The following is a 17,285-nucleotide window of genomic DNA, read 5'->3' as shown; positions in this document are numbered from 1 at the left end:
TATCGTCCGGAGAACTTGCCCGTCACGCGACCTTACGGCGGTGGCCGGGCAGCCCGCCAGTCGGGGGCCGGGCACCCGAACGGGTACCCGGCCACACGACGTGCAATCAGGCCGCGGCGGCGGCCGCGAGCGCCCGCGCGGTCAACACCGTCGCGAGATGCGACCGGTATTCGGACGATCCGTGCAGGTCAGACGGCGGTTCCGTGCCGTCGGCGGCGTGCCCGCCCGCGGACCGGAATGAATCGTCCGAAATCGGACGGCCGCGGACGGCGTCCTCCACCGCGCCGGCCCGGACGGGCGCCGGGCCCATGTTGGTGAGCGCGACGCGGGCCTCCGCGACCGAGTCCCCGTCGCGGCGCACCGCGCACGCGACGCCGACGATCGCCCACGCCTGCGCCGTCCGGTGGAACTTCTCGTAGTGGACGCCCCAGCCGGGCCCGAGCTTCGGCACCCGGACGCCGACGAGCAGCTCGTCCGGCTCCAGCGCGGACGTCATCCAGTCGACGAAGAACTCCGCCGCCGGGATCTCCCGCTCGCCGCGCGGGGACCGGACGAGGAGCACCGCGTCCAGCGCCAGCGCGACGGCCGGGAGGTCGCCCGCCGGGTCGGCGTGCGCCAGCGACCCGCCGAACGTCCCGCGGTGCCGGACGGCCGGGTCCGCGACGGTCTCCGTCGTCCGCGCGATCAGCGGCAGGTGCGCGCGGACGAGCGGGTCGCGGATCACCTGGTGGTGGGTGGCCATCGAGCCGATGACCACGGCGTCGCCGTCGTCGCGGATCTCCCGGAGCGCCGCGATCCGGCCGAGGTCGATCAGCGCGTCCGGGATCGCGAGCCGCAGCCGCAGCAGCGGCATCAGGCTCTGACCCCCGGCGAGGACCTTCGCGTCCTCACCCGCGTCGGCCAGCGCCCGGACGGCCTCGTCCACCGAGCGGGGGCGCGCGTAGTCGAACGCGGCGGGGATCACTGGGCACCTCCGGCCGATCCGAGGCCGCCGCCCGCGCCGGGTTCCGCGGTCTCCGGTTTCCGTTCGTCGCGGATGGCGCGCCAGACGCGCTCGGGCGAGCACGGCATCGGCACGTCCTTCACGCCGAAGGGGCGCAGCGCGTCCACGACCGCGTTGACGACCGCCGGGGTGGACGCGATCGTGCCCGCCTCGCCGACGCCCTTCACGCCCAACGGGTTGGACGTCGCGGCCGTCTCCGTCCGGTCGGTGGTGAACTCCGGAAGGTCCGCGGCGGACGGGACGAGGTAGTCCGCCATGGTGGTCGTGGTCAAGTTCCCCTCCTCGTCGTACACGGCCTCCTCGAAGAGGGCCTGCGCGATGCCCTGCGCCAGGCCGCCGTGCACCTGCCCCTCGACGATGAGCGGATTGACGACCTTCCCCACATCGTCCACGGCCACGTACTTGCGGATTTTCACCATCCCCGTCTCGGTGTCGACCTCGGTGGCGCACAGGTGCGTGCCGTGTGGGAAGGAGAAGTTGTCCGGGTCGAATGTGGCGTCGGAGTCGAGCGAGGGCTCCATTCCCTCCGGCAGATCGTGCGCCGCCCATGCGGCGAGCACGACTTCCTGGATCGTCTTGCCCTCCTGCTGGACGCCGCGCACGCTGAATCGTCCGTCGGAGAACTCAAGGTCCTGTTCGGCGGCCTCCAGCAGGTGCGCCGCCACCTTGCGCGCCTTGTCGACGACCTTCTCGCACGCCGCGTACAGCGCGACCCCGCCGACCGTGAGCGAACGCGACCCGTAGGTGTCCATTCCCCTCGGGGAGATGGCGGTGTCGCCGTGCAGGACGCGCACGTCCTCGAACGGGACGCCGAGCCTGTCCGCGGTGATCTGCGCCCAGGCCGTCTCGTGGCCCTGCCCATGCGCGGACGAACCCGTCACCACCTCGACCTTGCCGGACGGCAGTACGCGCACCGAAGCGTGCTCCCAGCCGCCCGCCCCGTACGACAGCGAACCGAGAACACGGGAAGGGGCCAGCCCGCACATCTCCGTGAACGTCGAAACCCCGATTCCGAGCTGAACCGGGTCGTTCCTCTCACGACGCTCGGCCTGCTCCGCGCGGAGCTTGTCGTACTGGAAGAGTTCCAGCGCCTTGTCCGTCGCCGCCTCGTAATTGCCCGAGTCGTAGGTGAGCCCCGCGATGGTGTCGTACGGGAACTCCTCGTGCGCGATCCAGTTGCGCCGCCGTACCTCGATGGGGTCGAGGTCCAGTTCGGCGGCCAGTTCGTCCATGATGCGCTCGACGGCGTAGGTCGCCTCTGGACGGCCCGCACCCCGGTAGGCGTCGGTCGGTGTCTTCGTGGTGAAGACGCCCGTACAGGTGAACGAGTAGGCATCCATCTTGTAGATGCCGTTGAACATGAACGCGCCCAGCAGCGGGATGCCCGGCGTGACGAGCATCAGATACGCGCCCATGTCGGCCAGCAGATCCACCTTGAATCCGCGGATTCGTCCATCGCGCTCCGCGGCGAGCGTGAGCCGCTGTATCTGGTCGCGCCCGTGGTGGACGGTCATGTTGCCTTCGCTGCGCGACTCCGTCCACTTGACGGGACGTCCCAGCCGCCGCGCCAGCAGAAGGGCGAGGACTTCCTCCCCGTACACCTGGAGCTTGGAGCCGAACCCGCCGCCGACGTCCGGTGCGACGACCCGGATACGGTGCTCGGCGATTCCGGTGACGGTCGCCAGCATCAACCGCAGAATGTGCGGGATCTGCGTGGCGGAGTACAGCGTGAAGTCGTCGGCCTCCGGCACGCACAGCACCGACCGGGGCTCCATCGCGGACGGGATCAGCCGCTGCTGGACGTACTCGCGTTCGATGACGACGGGTGCGTCCCTGAGCGCGGCGTCGATGTCGCCGTTCTCGAACACCCACGTGTAGGACTTGTTGGTCCCGAGTTCCTCGTGGACGAGGTCGGCCCCGTCCGCGACGGCCTCGTTCATGTCGACGACCGGCGGCAGCGGCTCGTAGTCGACGTCGATCTCCTCCAGGGCGTCGGCGGCCGCGTACTTGTCGCGCGCCACCACGCACGCCACCGGCTCCCCGACGTACCGGACCTCGCGCACCGCCATCGGCGGGTGGTCCGGGTGCTTCATGTCCTCGGTCACGACCCACGCGCAGGGCAGCGAGCCCTGCTCGTCGGCGAAGTCCGCGCCGCTGAACACCGCGACGACGCCGGGGCTCCGCGCCGCCTCCGACGTGTCCACGCGGGTGATCCGCGCGTGCGCGAACGGGCTGCGCAGGAACGCCACGTGCAGCGTCCCGGCCGGGGCGAGGTTGTCGGTCCAGCGCGTCTGGCCGGTGATGAGCCGGGCGTCCTCCGACCGTTTGCGCGGAGACCCGACCTCCGCCCTGCCTTCCTGAACCGTCACGGCGTCACCTCCCGCTCGGCCGGTTCGCGCATATCTTTGGCGGCGCGCCGGACGGCCTTGACGATGTTCTGGTAGCCGGTGCACCGGCAGAGGTTGCCTTCGAGCCCCTCCCTGACCTCGTCGTCGGACGGGTCGGGGTTCTCCCGCAGCAGATCCAGCGATGCCATGATCATGCCGGGCGTGCAGTAGCCGCACTGGAGCGCGTGCTCCTCGTGGAAGGCGCGCTGCATCGGGTGCGTGGTCCCGCCGACGCCGAGGCCCTCGACGGTGGTGACGTCGGCGCCGTCGGCCTGGACGGCGAGCACGGAGCAGCTCTTCACGCTCTCGCCGTCCAGCAGGACGGTGCAGGCTCCGCAGTTGCTGGTGTCGCACCCGACCGGGGTACCGACCTTGCCCAGCCGTTCACGCAGATAGTGGACCAGTAGGAGGCGAGGCTCGACGTCGTCCTCGTACGTCGCGCCGTCGACCTCGACACGGATACGTGGCATGCGTTTCTCCCAGGGACGTCTCGGGGTGGACAGAGTCCGTTTCACGGAGAGACGCCCCTGGGGAGGGGCACGCTGGTCCGGCCAAGTCATCGAGGCCACCTCCACGGAAGGCGACCATACGAACCTATGCCGGGGTTGAATTCTGTACTAGTCCTCGGCCCGCTTATTTACCGAGGTGTGCCCAAGTGCTGGAGGCTTCCGCACGCGCCGGAGAACCACCAGGTCAGACGGCGTCCTTGGGTGCTCCTCCGTGCGCGAGGAACAGCGCGCGGGCCGTGTGGTCGCCGTAGTCGCCGTCCGCCGAGAGCTTGTCGCCGTTCTCGTCGCGGTGGTCCTTCTGGAAGTCGACGACCGTGTCCTTGGTGTCGCGGCCGAACTCGCCGTCCACGTTCAGGCTGGAACCGAGGCCGTTGAGCGCGTCCTGGAGCCATTTCACGCGGCCCCCGCTGGACCCCTCGCGCAGGACCGGCGACCCCCACGGGACCCGGACGCGCCGCAGCGCGACGGTGGACTGGACGTCCCAGAACGTCGGCTTCGGCGGCGCGGACGGTCCGTAGGCCGGACGCCCGTACCCCGCGATGACCCCGGCCGCGCGGACGCGCCGCTTGACCGCGTCGTCGGTGTTGGCCTCGATCGTCTGGAGCCGCCCGCCGCCGAGGACCTTCTCGACCACGCCGACGTGGTCGATCGCGGAGATGCGGTCGGTCGCGCCCCAGTCGAAGAACACGATGTCGCCCGGCTTGGCCCTGTTGACGCCGGCCGTCGTGCCCGCGTGCCAGCGTCCGGCCTTCTTGAAGTCCTCGGCGTGCCAGACCGTGTAGGCGCGGTCGCCGCCGAGCAGGACGGCGGTCGCGTTGCCGCTGTGCCGCGCCCAGTAGGTGATGGCCATGTCGCACCAGGACGCCGAGGCGAACTCGGACCCGTGCCTGTCCGCGTACTCCTTTGTGATCTTGTTGGGGCGGCCGGACAGGCCGAGCGACTTGCGGGCCTCCTTGATCATCCCGGCGGCGCTCATTCGGCGTCCTCCGCGCCGGACTCGTCGTCCTCGTCGGCGCCCGCGCCGCGGAAGACGCCGTCGGCGTCCGGGGCGCCGTACAGCTCGGTGAGGACCTGTTCCTCGTCGGGCTCGGTCGCGCGGTGGACGGCGGGATTCACGTCCACCTCATCCATATGGGCGGCTTCTGTCGTTTCTGTACCGTTTTCGGGGGTCATTGCTCCTCCTGGAGCGTTCCGCCTTGTCCGCCCCGTTCCGTGGGCGACTCTCAACAGACGGTAATGGCCGCACGTCAAGGTATTCCGGGTTTCGCCGGAAAACGTACTCGTTTGCTGGTCCACCGTTCCCGCTGGGTAAGGCGGGGGTCATGGCCCGTTCATGATCGGCCGACACCGGGATTTTCGGGGGGTATGGGCCACCGCATGGTGTTCTTCTCGTCCCGGCTGGGATGTCTGGGATCACTCGCGGTGACCCTCGTTCTCACCTGGATCGCGTTCCTGATCCTCAACCGCTGAGGGGTCAGCGGCGGGGGGTGAGCGTCTCGGTGTGCAGGGCGTGACCGTCCAGGTCACGCAGCCGGACGGTCAGCGTCGCCGCGTCCCCGTCGATCTCGACCTCGCCGAAGAACTGGAAGCCTTCGGCGGGGGACGTGTTCGCGTGCGGCGGCGCCTGGACGAACTTCGCCACCGGACCGAACGTCCCATCGAGCTTGTTGGGACCGAACGCGCCCGCGTTCAGGGGGCCCGACACGAATTCCCAGAACGGATCGAAATCCTTGAAAGAAGCCTTGGCCGGGTCGTAGTAATGCGCGGCCGTGTAGTGGACGTCCGCAGTCAGCCACACCATGTTGCGGACGCGGTGCTGCCGCGCGTACGACAGCAGGTCCGCGATCTCGCGCTCGCGGCCGAGCGGGACGCCGTCGTCGCCCTGCGCCGCCGCCTCCTGCGCGGTGCCGTCCGGGACGACCAGGCCGATGGGCAGATCGGCCGCGATCACCTTCCAGGTGGCGCGGGAGTTCCGCAGCTCGCGCTTGAGCCAGGCGGACTGCTCCCGGCCGAGCAGACCGTCCCGCTGGGTGGGGGACGTGTCCGCGTCGTTGGGCGACTTGTAGGTGCGCATGTCGAGCATGAAGACGTCCAGCAGCGGGCCGTAGGAGACCTTGCGGTAGAGGCGTCCGCCGCGTGCCGCGCGTACGGCGGTCGGCGTGTACTCGAACATCGCGCGGCGGGCGCGGGCGGCGAGGACGTCCACGCGCTTTTCGGTGTACTGCGGGAGGTCGAGGATCTCGCCGGGGTACCAGTTGTTGAGGGTCTCGTGGTCGTCCCACTGGTAGAGCATCGGGACGTGCGCGTTGAACGCCCTGAGGTTGGCGTCCTCCAGGTTGTAGCGGAACTGGCCGCGGTATTCGGCGAGAGTCTGCGCGACGGCCGATTTCTCGGCGGTGACGATGTTGCGCCAGGTACGCCCGTCCGGGAGCTTCACCGTTTCTGTCAGCGGGCCGTCCGAGTAGACGAGGTCTCCGCTGCACAGGAAGAAGTCGGGGTCGACACCGGACATCGCCTTGAAGATGCGGTAGCCGCCGAACTCGGGATTGATGCCCCAGCCCTGCCCGGCCAGGTCGCCCGACCATACGAAGCGGACGTCGCGGGCTTGATTCGACGCGGTGCGCAGGCGTCCGGCCACCGGCTCGGACGCGAGGCCGCGGTCGAGGTCCGCCAGCCGCACCCGGTAGTGCAGTTCCTCTCCGGACGGCAGGCCGCGCAGGAACGCCTTGCCGGTGAGGTCCGTGTCCGGGGTGAGGACGGGCCCCGGCAGCGTCCGCGCGTCGCGGAGGTCGGGACGGCGGCCCACCTCCACCAGCATCCGCGCCGGACGGTCCGACCGCGCCCACACGACCGCCTCGCGCGCCGTGACCTCGCCGCTCTGCACGCCGTGCGTGAGGCGCGGGCGCCCGCCGCGCAGCAGCGCGGGGGCCGTGCGGCCGCCCGCCAGCGCCGCCGCCGGTCCGCCGGTCAGCAGGGCGAGCGCCGCCCCGCCGGTCGTGACGAGCCCGCCGCGCAGCACGCCACGCCGATCGAATTCCCGGTCAGTTCGACGGTCCATCGGTCCCCGCCCCTTCGTCAGCCCCTTGATCAGGGTGTTCCTTGATCCGCTACCGGACGCATGGTCCGCGCGCGGGGCGGCTTCCGGATGGACGCGCGGTGATCGGCTTGACAAGGTTCGGTGACCGCGTGTCTCCTTGTACGCATGTTCGCGCGCAATCTCCTCGAGAGCCCCGTGGCCCTGGGCCGCGTGGCCAGCGCGCTGTGTCCTTCGTGTTGTCGCTGAACCCGCTCTCGCCTTCCAGCCGACATCCGTACACGAAGGACCTCCGATGGTTCCCGATCTCACCATGCGCGGCCAGGACGATCCGCACGGCCGCGTCATCGCCGTCCGCCCGCCCACCGTCGGGCAGCTCGCCGTCCGCGTCAGCGACCTCGCCGGACGCCCCGGGCCGTGGTGGCGGCTCGTCCGCTTCGACGCCGCGGGCCCGGTGCACGTCCCGCTGGACGACTCGACCTGGCTCACGACCTGGCCGCCCGGTTCGGGCGCGACCGTCCACGCCCAGGTCGGCACGCTGATCGCGGGCGAGCTGGCGGAGGTGACGATCGCGGAGTGCGGCGTCACCGAGCGGCCGTTACGGGCCAACCGGGTCCGGGTGCACGGGGGCCCGCACACGCTGACGAACCCCGGCCCGGCGTTCGCGGTCAGCCTGCACGCGGGCGGGACGCCCCCGGCCGTGCCGGATCAGCGGTCGTCCGCCAGGTAGGGGGACGCCGCCTCCCGCCCGATGACGGGCAGCAGCGCGAAGTAGGTGAGGGACGGCAGCAGCGACGGCAGCTCCGCCGCCTCGCCCGTCTCCATCTGGACGTGGATCGCGCTGTAGACGCCGCCGACGATCGCGTCCACCACCGCCACCGGGACCTGCTCCTTCGGGGCGGACGACCCGCCGCACTCGCCGGGAACCGGGCGGGGCGCCGGGCAGGGCGGGGAGAAGAACGTGCGGAAGCGGGCGAGGTTGTCGATGCGCGCCTGCCTGACCTGCGGGCCCGCCGCGTTCACCTCGACCAGCGACGCCCGCGCGAACCTCGGCTCCCGGGCGAGGAGGGCGAGCATGGTGCGCAGGGCCGCGTGCACGCCGTCCGGCCAGGTCGGCGCCGCCTCGTACGCCTCCGTCATGCGGCGCAGCAGGATGCCCATGCCGCGCTCGTAGGCGGCGAGGAAGCATTCGTCCAGGTCGGCGAAGTGGGCGTAGAACGTCTTCTTGGTGACGCCCGCCGCCTCGGTGACCCGGCTGATCGTCGTGTGCCCGAACCCGCGCTCGGACACGACCTCGACGAAGGCGTCGATGAGCCGCTCGCGCTGGATCCCGGCGACGGTCTCGGGGGGCAGCCCGTGCCGCCCCGGCTTGATCGCGCGTCCCGGGTCGAGCGCGGACCGGGAGCCGGGCAGCACCTCGGCGCCCTCCGCCTCCGCCGCGCCGGGCTGACCTGACATCACACCTCGTTCCGGCCGGTCACTTGCCGTCGGGGCCAGGCTACTCGGCGTCGACGCGGCGCGATCGGGCGGCCCGCGGGAGACGTCAGCGGAGGTCGCGGCGGCGCCCGCGGGTCAGCACGCGGACCGTCCCGACCAGGCCGAGCCCGATCAGCACCACCGGGACCAGGACCGTCGCGTCGAGCGGGCTCCGGTCGGAGAGGCCGTCGGCGAGGAACACGCCCGCGAGGGCGAGGAAGAACAGCCCGGTGACGGGCCCGGCCGGGTCGAACCGGCGGCGCCCGCCGCGCGCGGGCTCACGGCGTTCGGGCTCGCGGGGATCAGGCTCACGGGGATCAGGCTCGCGGGGGTCAGCCACGGCGCACGTCCACGTCCCCGACCTTCCCGCGGATCCGCAGGACGATCACCGGCGGCTCGCCGGTCCCCCTGACCTCCGGCTCCAGCGTCTGGACGGCCTTGGCGTACGGCCCGCTCGTCGTCCGCTGCCCGATCCGCAGGTCGCCGAGCGAGATCCGGGCGTCCAGCAGAACGCGCGCGGTCGGCGGCACCGTCACCCGCAGCCCGCCGAGCGCCACCCGGGCGTCGATCGAGACCCGCTCCCCGGCGGCCATCGGCAGCTCGGTGAGGTTCAGCTCGCCCTGCCCTACGCCGACCCGGTACACCTGGTTCGTCTGCGCGACGTCGGTCGGCCGCCACTCGACCTCGCCGTACTCGGCGTTCTTCGGCGCCTCGCCCGCGACCGAGGTGGACAGCAGCGCGAGGGTGAGGACCGTCCCGGCGGTGGCGAGGCCGCGGGTCCGGACCCAGCCGCCGACGACGAGCCCGAACCCGACGACGGCGAGCGCGGGCGCCATGACGATCAGCCAGGAGTCCGGGGCCGGGTACCGGTCGGCGACCGGGATCATCGCGGCCCCGGCGGCCATCGCGGCGAGCAGCGCGATCGCGGTGGCCGGCGGGGTGCCCCGCTCGCCCCGCCGCCGCTTCTCAGGGACGCACCCCGCGGAAGGCTCCGCGTCGGCGCGCGCCTGGGCCTCGGCCTGCGCCGTCCCGTACGCGGCCAGGTCGATCATCCCCTCGGGGAGGACGCCGGGCGGCGTGTCCGCGGGCGGCTCGTCCTCGAACCCGTCCTTGTAGAGGGAGACGCCGCCGACCGTGACGGACTCCGAGCGCGTCCCCCAGGTGGCCGGCTCCGGCGGATGCCCGGTGAGCCGCTCCGGCACCGACCGCGCGGTCGCCACCAGGTCGACGCCGCGCGAGCGCGCCACCAGCAGCACCAGCCCGCACACCACCAGGACGGCGATCGCGTCCGTGGACAGCCCGCCGAACACGCTGAACACGACGCCCGCGCACAGCAGCGCGCCGAGGATCGAGAGGACGGCCTGCGCGTCGAACCAGCGCTTGAAGAACTGCTCCGCGAGCGACGACTCGCCCGGCTTCCCCGGCATCAGCAGCACCGCCGCGACGTAGAGAAGGACGCCCTGCCCGTGCGCGAGGACGAGGACCGCGAACCCCACGCGGAAGACGACGGGGTCGATGCCGGAGTACCGGCCGAGTCCGGTGCACACCCCCGCCAGCACGCGGCGGTCGGCGTCGCGTGCCAGTCGGTCGTAGGTGGTGGCGTGTCCGCCGCCCGCGGCGGTGGCGCCCGTTTCTGTTCCGGCCTGTCCGGTGTCCATGCCGTCAATGGTGGCGTGCCGGGCCGGGGGCGGGGTATCCGGGAGGTCCCTGATCCGACCCTGAGTCAAGCCGGGGGTCCGCCCCTGATGCGGATCAACGGCGGCCGTGTGACGATCGGTGACGTGGGAGAACCTCGGGAAGGACGGCGATGAGCGAGGAGGCGGCCGGACGGCCGGGCGGAGCGTCGGCGGCGCCCCCGCCCGCGCCCGCCGCGCCGGTGGCCGGGCCGTCCGACCCGCCGCGGCGGCTGGAGCGGGCCGCGGAGGGCAAGCTCGTCGCGGGAGTGGCCCGCGGCCTCGCCGGGCACCTCGGCGTGGACGTGCTGATCGTCCGCGTCGCGTTCGTGCTGCTCACCATGGCGAGCGGGCTCGGGTTCGCCGCCTACGCCGCGTTCTGGCTGCTCGTCCCGAAGGCGGAGCGGCCGGAGCGGGAGGCCGGACGGCGCACCGGACGCGACTGGGGCCAGCTCCTCGCCTACAGCGCCGTCATGCTCGGCCTGGTCGCACTGCCGTGGGGCGCGGGCGGCGGGCTCCTCCAGTTCGCGCTGTGGCCGTTCGCGGTCGGCGGCGTCGGCGCCGCGATCCTCTGGCAGCAGGCCGACCGCGACCAGCGGCAGCGCTGGACGCTCCCGCTCCGCCAGCGGTGGCTGCGCAGCCTGCTCGGGCTGCTGCTCGTCGTCGGCGGCATCGGCGGCTTCGTGGCGCAGAAGGTGGAGGCCGCGCAGGCCCGCTCGGTCGTCATCGCGATGCTGATCATCCTCACCGGGGTGGCGGTGATCGTGACGCCGTGGGTGGTGCGGCTCTGGCAGGACCTGGACGCCGAGCGGCACGAGCGCATCCGCTCCCAGGAGCGCGCCGAGCTGGCCGCGCACATCCACGACTCGGTGCTGCACACGCTGACCCTCATCCAGCGGAACGCGCACGACACGCGGGAGGTGCAGCGGCTCGCCCGGTCCCAGGAGCGGACGCTGCGGACCTGGCTCTACCAGCCGCGCGCCGACCCCGACCAGACGTTCGCCGCCGCGATCAGGGAGGTCGCGGGGGAGGTGGAGGACGACCACGGCGTCCCGATCGAGATCGTCTGCGTCGGCGACACCGCGCTGGACGAGCGGCTCGGCGCCGCGCTGCAGGCCGCGCGGGAGGCGATGGTGAACGCCGCGAAGTACGCGGAGGCGCCGTCGGTGTCGGTGTACGCCGAGGTCGAGGGCGACGAGATCGCGATCTTCGTCCGGGACCGGGGCAAGGGGTTCGACCTGGACCAGGTCCCGGACGACCGGATGGGCGTCCGGGGGTCCATCATCGGACGTATGGAGCGCAACGGCGGCAAGGCCACCGTCCGCACCGCGCCGGGCGAGGGCACGGAAGTGCGTTTGGAGATCAAGAAATCGTGAGCGGAGCGACTCGGGGGGCGTGGGGGGTCGTCCCCCCTCGAAGGAGCACAGTATGAGTAGTGAGGCGTTGAAGAAGGTCGTGCTGGTGGACGACCACCAGATGTTCCGGACGGGCGTCAAGGCCGAGCTGGGCGGTGGCGTCGAGATCGTCGGGGAGGCGGGCGACGTCGACGAGGCCGTGTCGGTGATCAAGGCGGCGCGGCCGGACGTGGTGCTGCTCGACGTCCACCTGCCGGGCGGCGGGGGGATCGAGGTGCTGCGGCGGCTGCACGGGTCCGTCCCGTCGAAGTTCCTGGCGCTGTCGGTGTCGGACGCGGCCGAGGACGTGATCGGCGTCGTCCGGGGCGGCGCCCGCGGCTACGTCACGAAGACGATCTCCGGGCCCGAGCTGACCGACGCGATCGGACGGGTCGCCGACGGCGACGCGGTCTTCTCGCCGCGGCTCGCGGGCTTCGTGCTGGACGCGTTCGCCGCGACCGACGTCCCGGCCGTCGATCCCGAGCTGGACCAGATCACCCAGCGGGAGCGGGACGTGCTGCGCCTGATCGCCCGCGGCTACGCCTACAAGGAGATCGCGAAGGAGCTGTTCATCTCGGTGAAGACGGTCGAGACGCACGTCAGCAGCGTGCTGCGGAAGCTGCAACTCTCGAACCGGCACGAGCTGTCGCGGTGGGCCGCGGCCCGCCGTCTGGTCTGAGATCGACTCGTCCGAGGCCAACACGAAGTAATGCCCACCGTATCCCGGCTGGTAAACCTGGATTTGGACAAGTGTGAGCAAATCGTCATATTCGATTCTGGCCATGATGATCGTTGAGCGCGCCGGGGTGTGCAACAGTCCCTCTTCATGACGTATCCACCGCCCGGTAACAATCCGCCGCCGATACCCGGCCAGCCGGACCTGAGCAAGCAGTCGCCCTACGGGGCTCCGCCGCCCCCGCCGCCGCCTCCCATGCCGGGCGGCCCCGGCGGCGGGTCCGGCTACGGACCGCCGCCGCCGTCGCACGGCGCCCCGGCCAGTGAGAAGACCAGCGGGCTCGCGATCGCCGCGTTCGTGACCGGACTCCTCGGCTGCTTCGGCATCGTCGGCCTCGTCCTCGGGTTCGTCGCGCTGCGGAACATCTCGCGGACCGGTGCGAAGGGGCGCGGGCTCGCGATCGCGGGCATCGTCCTGTCGTGCCTGTGGCTCGTCGGCGGCATCGCGATCTACGCGCTGCGCGGGGACGACTCGTCCACGACCGGCGGGAAGTCGCCCACCACGTCCGCGACGAAGCCGAAGACGGTCGACGCGAAGAAGATGAAGGCGGGCGACTGCATCAACGACGACCAGGGCTCGTCGAACACCACCGCGACGGGCGAGCCGGTCGAGGTGGAGAGCGTGAAGGTCGTGCCGTGCGACGGGCCGCACGACGGCGAGGTGATGGCCGTCTTCAAGCTTCCCGACGGCGGCATGCCCACCGACAAGACGATGGCCACGGTCGCCTCGGCCCAGTGCAAGCGGCTGATGGCGCCCCGGATCAACCGCGACCCGGCGCGCAACGGGCTCGCGACGTCCTACTACTACCCGACCGCCGACTCGTGGCGGGCCGGTGACCGCGAGGTGACCTGCGTCGCCGTGGCCGCCACCGAGGGCAAGAAGCTCACCCGCAAGCTGCACTCCTGACGGCCGGGCCCGCTGGGCGGCCGGCCCGCCGCCCCGGTCCGCGGCCCCGACCACGGCCGTGGGCGATCACGGCCGTGCGGTGCGGAGCGTTCCAACGACCATGGCCGCCATGTGCTCGACCGTCGCGACGCCCGCCCCCATCGTCGGGCTGTCGCCGCTGCACACGGCGACGAGGAAGTCGTGGTCAGGGCCGGTGATGCGGCCCACGCTGTTCACCGCCCAGCCGTGCCCCTGGTGGTAGACGGGCGTCCAGCCGTTCTTCAGCGCCACCCGCTCCCCGGGGCGCGCCGCCGCGCTGACCCCCCACGCCTGCTCGCGCAGCACCGAGCCCATCAGGCCGAGGATGTAGCCGCGGCCGGGCGCGCCGATCGGGCTCGTCTCCGACACCAGGGTCCGCAGCAGCAGCACCTGGTCGGACGGGCTGGTCAGCGATGACCCCCACGACCCGGCGAACGGCGTCGTGTCGCGCAGCCCGAGCCGCTGGTTCGCCCTCCGCACGCCGTCGCTGCCCCCGGCGGCGGAGTACAGCGCGTCCGCCGCCGAATTGTCGCTCTCGCGGATCATGTGCCCTGCCAGCGCGCGCTGGTCGCCCGACAGGTTCCGCTGCCCGCCCTGCCGTTGCAGGACGAGGCTCGCGAGAATGTCGACCTTCATGACGCTCGCCGTGACGAAGTCGCCCTTCTCGTTCTCCCCGAAGGACAGCCCGGTGCGCAGGTCGGTGGCCATGACCCCGGCCTTGCCCGGACGTCCCTGAACATACGCGCGGACGCTCTGCCGCAGCCCCGCCGGGTCGAACGGGCGCGCGTTCGCCATGGCCGCCCCGCGCTTGGCCGCCGCTCGGGCCGACTCCGTCGCGCCCGCGACGACGCCCTCCCGCCGCGGCTCGTGCGTGACGACCCGGTGGGCGGTGACGCCCAGTGCCGTGGCGCCCGCCGCGACGGCGAGCACGATGATGCGACGTCGCATCGATCCCCCCGAATTCGTGCGACTTCCCCGGTGAGGGGTGCTGCCGGACGCGCGTCGGCGCGCGTCCGGAGGGCGCGTCGGCCCGCGCCCGGAAGACGGATCAGAGCGCGCCCGGAAGGCGGGCCGGGCAGCCCGGTTCGCAGCGCTCGGCGTGCAGCGCGACCCTCCGCGCGTACGCGCGGAGCCTGCGCCGCAGCACCGCCCGCGTGAACGGCCCGGTGCCCGGGAACCCCTCGAACGCGCCGCGCCAGCGGATCAGCGTCGTCCCGGCGGCGTGCGGTTCGAGGGTCACGTCCGCGCGGAGCCCGCGCGGCGGCGGCCCGGTCAGCACGACGTAGCCGTAGTGGCGGGGCGGGTCCCAGGCGACGACCTCCTCGCGGCGCGGCCGGACCCGCCGGACCGCCCCGACCCCGTTCGGATGGTCCGCGCCCGCCGCCTCCCGCCGCGCGGCCCGCACCCAGAACCCGCCCCACTCGTCCCAGCTCTCCGCCACGCAGAGGTGCTTGAAGATCACGTCGGGCGCGGCCCTGGACGTGGCGGTGGCCTCGATCTCATGCGGCATGACAACCCCCCGTGTCCTGTCACAGGAGGCCACATGCCCGGACTGAGGTCGATTACGGCATGTGAGGGAATGTATTTGGACCGTGAGGTCTCAATACTGGTTCAAGCCGTTTCATGCGTAATCTTCACGCGGTTTCGTCAAGCGGTGTCGACGACCTGGAATGCCTCGGCGAGGCGTCCTTCGGAAAGGCCCGCGGCGGCGGCGTTCGCGGACAGCCAGCCGCGCAGCATGGCCGGCAGGCCGTCGCCCATGTGGGCGGTCTGGCTGGCGTGGGCGCGCAGCGCGTTCAGCTTCCGGTCGAAGTGCGCGGTGATGTCGACGTAGTGGTTCACCGACGGGCCGCCGCTCAGCCAGACCTCGCGGGCCGTCCAGGCTTCGAGGCCCTCGTCGGCGAGGAGTTCCGGGAACGCGTACGGGTTGCGCGCGTCCGGGTAGACGGCGTCGAGCGCGGCCGAGCCCACCGCCCGGTGGTCGGGGTGGCTCGGGTAGATCCGCTCGTAGTTGCGCTCCGGGCTCGGCATCAGGACCCGGTCGGGCCGCACCCGGCGGATCTCGCGGGTGATGTCGCGCCGCAGGTCGAGCGTGACCTCGACCCTGCCGTCGGGGTAGCCGAGCCAGCGGACGTCGCCGACCCCGACGCACTTGGCCGCCGCGCGCTGCTCGTCCCGGCGCAGCGCCGCCATCTCGGCGCGGGTGATCCCGTCGTCGAAGCCGCCCGCGTCGCCGTCGGTGACCATGAGGTACACGACCTCGATCCCCCGGTCCGTCCAGCCCGCGACCGTGCCCGCCGCGCCGAAGTCGACGTCGTCGGGGTGTGCCATCACTACCAGGATCCGCCGCAGCTCGCCGTCGTCCAGAACAGTGGTCACGGCTTCAACGATAAAGTCTGTGAACAGTTTGCGTGACCGGCCCCCCGGCCACCCGGTGCTGCCCCCGGCGATGTGCGCACTATCTGGGGATTCGTAGGAAGATCGGGGATTAGGTCTGGGATGCGGGCGTTAGCCAGGGTAGAGCTGAGACATGCGCAAACTCATCAACGCCCCGGCGGACGTGGTCTCCGACGCGCTGCGCGGCCTCGCCGCCGCGCATCCCTCGCTGCGCGTCGATCCGGCGAGCGGGACGGTCGTGCGCGGGGACGCGCCGCGCGCCGGGAAGGTCGGCCTGGTGTCGGGCGGCGGGTCCGGGCACGAGCCGCTGCACGCCGGGTTCGTCGGCCACGGCATGCTGGACGCCGCCTGCTGCGGCGAGGTGTTCACGTCCCCGGTGCCGGACCAGATCATCGCCGCGACGATGGCGGTGAACGGCGGCGCGGGCGTGCTCCTGATCGTCAAGAACTACACCGGCGACGTCATGAACTTCCAGCTCGCCGCCGAGCTGGCCGAGGACGAGGACATCGAGGTCACGTCCGTGCTCGTCGACGACGACGTCGCCGTCGAGGACAGCACGTTCACCGCCGGGCGCCGGGGCACCGGCGCCACCCTCTTCGTCGAGAAGATCGCGGGCGCGCTGGCCGAGGAGGGCGCGGCGCTCGACGCCGTCGCCGCCGTGGCGCGCGAGGTGAACGAGCGCAGCCGGTCGTTCGGGGTGGCGCTGTCGTCCGTCACCGTCCCGGCCGCCGGGACGCCGACGTTCGAGCTGGCCGAGGACGAGATGGAACTCGGCATCGGCATCCACGGCGAGCCGGGCCGCGAGCGGGTCAAGATCGGCACCGCGACGGAGATCGTGGACGCCGCGCTGACCGCGATCGACGCGGACATGCCGCTGTCCGGCTCCGAGGTGTTCGTGCTCGTGAACGGCATGGGCGGGACGCCGCTGATCGAGCAGTACGTCGCCTACGCGGCCGCCGCCGAGTGGCTCGCCGGGCACGGCGCGACCGTCGTCCGGCCGCTGGTCGGGCCGTACGTCACGAGCCTGGAGATGGCGGGCTGCATGATCAGCGTGTGCCGTGCGACGCCCGAGCTGGTCCGGCTCTGGGACGCGCCCGTCGAGACCCCCGGGCTCCGGTGGGGGCGATGAGGAGCGCCGACCTCGCGGACTGGATCAGGCACGCCGCCGAGCTGGTCACCGCCGACGCCGGCCGCCTCTCCCGCCTGGACGCCGACATCGGCGACGGCGACCACGGCCACAATCTCGACCGCGGCTTCCGCGCCGCCGTTGGAGCGCTCCCCGGCGGCGACGTCCCGCCGGGGAAGGTGCTGATCGCGGCGGGTCGGGCGATCGTGTCGAAGACGGGCGGCGCGTCCGGCCCGCTGTACGGGACGGCGCTCCGCCGCGCGGGCAAGGCCCTCGGCGACGCCGGGGAGGTCGACGCCGCCGCCCTCGGGGCCGCGCTCCGCGCCGCGCTCGACGGCGTCCGGGAACTGGGCAAGGCCGAGCGGGGCGACAAGACGATGGTCGACGCGCTCGGCCCGGCCGCCGACGCCTACGACGCGGCGCTCGCGGACGGCTCCGACCTCGCCGGATGCGTGCGGGCCGCCGCCGAGGCGGCGGCGAAGGGGGCGGAGGAGACCGTCCCGATGCAGGCGCGGAAGGGGCGGGCGAGCTACCTCGGGGCGCGCAGCGTCGGGCACCTGGACCCCGGCGCGGCGTCCACGGCCCTGATCCTGGGCGCCCTCGCGGACGTCACCGGGGAGGGCTGA

Annotated in this window: 18 protein-coding genes; 6 read left to right on the top strand and 12 right to left on the bottom strand. The window is 72.5% G+C overall.

Going from position 1 to position 17,285, the window contains the following annotated elements; all coding sequences use genetic code 11:
* Positions 1–106: 106 nt before the first annotated feature.
* The 6 genes from FXF65_RS35145 to FXF65_RS35120 all read right to left on the bottom strand — a co-directional run bounded on the left by FXF65_RS35145 (position 107) and on the right by FXF65_RS35120 (position 6,957).
* Entirely contained in the window at positions 107–964 is an 858-nt protein-coding gene (locus tag FXF65_RS35145; RefSeq protein ID WP_148354371.1) for an FAD binding domain-containing protein, read from the bottom strand.
* Complete coding sequence (locus FXF65_RS35140; RefSeq protein ID WP_148354370.1) at positions 961–3,372, bottom strand: xanthine dehydrogenase family protein molybdopterin-binding subunit; 2,412 nt, start codon at positions 3,370–3,372, stop codon at positions 961–963. Before FXF65_RS35140 ends, FXF65_RS35145 begins: the two co-directional genes overlap by 4 nt.
* Entirely contained in the window at positions 3,369–3,860 is a 492-nt protein-coding gene (locus tag FXF65_RS35135; RefSeq protein WP_148354369.1) for a (2Fe-2S)-binding protein, read from the bottom strand. The genes FXF65_RS35140 and FXF65_RS35135 overlap by 4 nt, the downstream gene beginning before the upstream one ends.
* 223 nt (positions 3,861–4,083) lie before the next feature.
* Entirely contained in the window at positions 4,084–4,875 is a 792-nt protein-coding gene (locus FXF65_RS35130; RefSeq protein ID WP_148354368.1) for a CHAP domain-containing protein, read from the bottom strand.
* On the bottom strand, positions 4,872–5,030 hold the full coding sequence (locus FXF65_RS35125; RefSeq protein ID WP_246199317.1) for a hypothetical protein: 159 nt from the start codon (positions 5,028–5,030) through the stop codon (positions 4,872–4,874). Before FXF65_RS35125 ends, FXF65_RS35130 begins: the two co-directional genes overlap by 4 nt.
* Before the next feature lie 343 nt (positions 5,031–5,373).
* Positions 5,374–6,957, bottom strand: a complete 1,584-nt coding sequence (locus FXF65_RS35120; protein WP_148354366.1) for an alkaline phosphatase D family protein — start codon at positions 6,955–6,957, stop codon at positions 5,374–5,376.
* A 271-nt stretch (positions 6,958–7,228) separates the two neighbouring features.
* Between FXF65_RS35120 and FXF65_RS35115 the strand changes: the two genes are divergently transcribed.
* A complete protein-coding gene (locus tag FXF65_RS35115) occupies positions 7,229–7,663 on the top strand; it encodes a cupin domain-containing protein (protein ID WP_148354365.1) in 435 nt (144 codons plus the stop codon).
* Here FXF65_RS35115 and FXF65_RS35110 read toward each other — a convergent pair.
* The 3 genes from FXF65_RS35110 to FXF65_RS35100 form a co-directional block, all read right to left on the bottom strand.
* Positions 7,642–8,391 (bottom strand): TetR/AcrR family transcriptional regulator, encoded by a 750-nt coding sequence (locus tag FXF65_RS35110; protein WP_148354364.1) that lies wholly within the window; start codon positions 8,389–8,391, stop codon positions 7,642–7,644. The two genes, FXF65_RS35115 and FXF65_RS35110, sit on opposite strands and share 22 nt — an antisense overlap.
* Before the next feature lie 85 nt (positions 8,392–8,476).
* Positions 8,477–8,749, bottom strand: a complete 273-nt coding sequence (locus FXF65_RS35105; RefSeq protein ID WP_148354363.1) for a hypothetical protein — start codon at positions 8,747–8,749, stop codon at positions 8,477–8,479.
* Positions 8,742–10,067, bottom strand: a complete 1,326-nt coding sequence (locus tag FXF65_RS35100) for a PspC domain-containing protein (RefSeq protein ID WP_148354362.1) — start codon at positions 10,065–10,067, stop codon at positions 8,742–8,744. The genes FXF65_RS35105 and FXF65_RS35100 overlap by 8 nt, the downstream gene beginning before the upstream one ends.
* 149 nt (positions 10,068–10,216) lie before the next feature.
* On the opposite strand from FXF65_RS35100, the gene FXF65_RS35095 reads away from it, so the two are divergent.
* From FXF65_RS35095 to FXF65_RS35085, 3 genes are all read left to right on the top strand, one after another.
* The gene (locus tag FXF65_RS35095) at positions 10,217–11,458 is read left to right on the top strand and encodes an ATP-binding protein (RefSeq protein WP_148354361.1); all 1,242 of its coding nucleotides are present in this window, start codon (positions 10,217–10,219) and stop codon (positions 11,456–11,458) included.
* 52 nt (positions 11,459–11,510) lie between these two features.
* Positions 11,511–12,155 (top strand): LuxR C-terminal-related transcriptional regulator, encoded by a 645-nt coding sequence (locus FXF65_RS35090; RefSeq protein ID WP_148354360.1) that lies wholly within the window; start codon positions 11,511–11,513, stop codon positions 12,153–12,155.
* Between the two features lie 147 nt (positions 12,156–12,302).
* Complete coding sequence (locus FXF65_RS35085) at positions 12,303–13,118, top strand: DUF4190 domain-containing protein (RefSeq protein WP_148354359.1); 816 nt, start codon at positions 12,303–12,305, stop codon at positions 13,116–13,118.
* Positions 13,119–13,184: 66 nt separating this feature from the next.
* On the opposite strand, the gene FXF65_RS35080 is transcribed toward FXF65_RS35085, so the two are convergent.
* The 3 genes from FXF65_RS35080 to FXF65_RS35070 all read right to left on the bottom strand — a co-directional run bounded on the left by FXF65_RS35080 (position 13,185) and on the right by FXF65_RS35070 (position 15,467).
* Entirely contained in the window at positions 13,185–14,084 is a 900-nt protein-coding gene (locus tag FXF65_RS35080) for a serine hydrolase (protein WP_148354358.1), read from the bottom strand.
* 100 nt (positions 14,085–14,184) lie between these two features.
* Positions 14,185–14,646 (bottom strand): SRPBCC family protein, encoded by a 462-nt coding sequence (locus tag FXF65_RS35075; RefSeq protein ID WP_148354357.1) that lies wholly within the window; start codon positions 14,644–14,646, stop codon positions 14,185–14,187.
* Between the two features lie 137 nt (positions 14,647–14,783).
* Positions 14,784–15,467, bottom strand: a complete 684-nt coding sequence (locus FXF65_RS35070; RefSeq protein ID WP_148354461.1) for a PIG-L deacetylase family protein — start codon at positions 15,465–15,467, stop codon at positions 14,784–14,786.
* Positions 15,468–15,666: 199 nt separating this feature from the next.
* Between FXF65_RS35070 and dhaK the strand changes: the two genes are divergently transcribed.
* Together dhaK and dhaL are read left to right on the top strand one after the other, a co-directional pair.
* Positions 15,667–16,662: a dihydroxyacetone kinase subunit DhaK gene (gene dhaK, locus FXF65_RS35065; protein ID WP_148354356.1), complete on the top strand. Its 996-nt coding sequence runs from the start codon at positions 15,667–15,669 to the stop codon at positions 16,660–16,662.
* Positions 16,659–17,285, top strand: coding sequence for a dihydroxyacetone kinase subunit DhaL (gene dhaL / locus FXF65_RS35060; protein WP_148354355.1), 627 nt, complete (start codon positions 16,659–16,661; stop codon positions 17,283–17,285). The genes dhaK and dhaL overlap by 4 nt, the downstream gene beginning before the upstream one ends.

Origin of the sequence: Actinomadura syzygii, from assembly GCF_008085905.1 — a bacterium.
Taxonomy (GTDB): domain Bacteria; phylum Actinomycetota; class Actinomycetes; order Streptosporangiales; family Streptosporangiaceae; genus Spirillospora; species Spirillospora syzygii.
The sequence above is the reverse complement of the archived record's forward strand: the minus strand, read 5'-3'. Positions and strand labels throughout refer to the sequence as shown.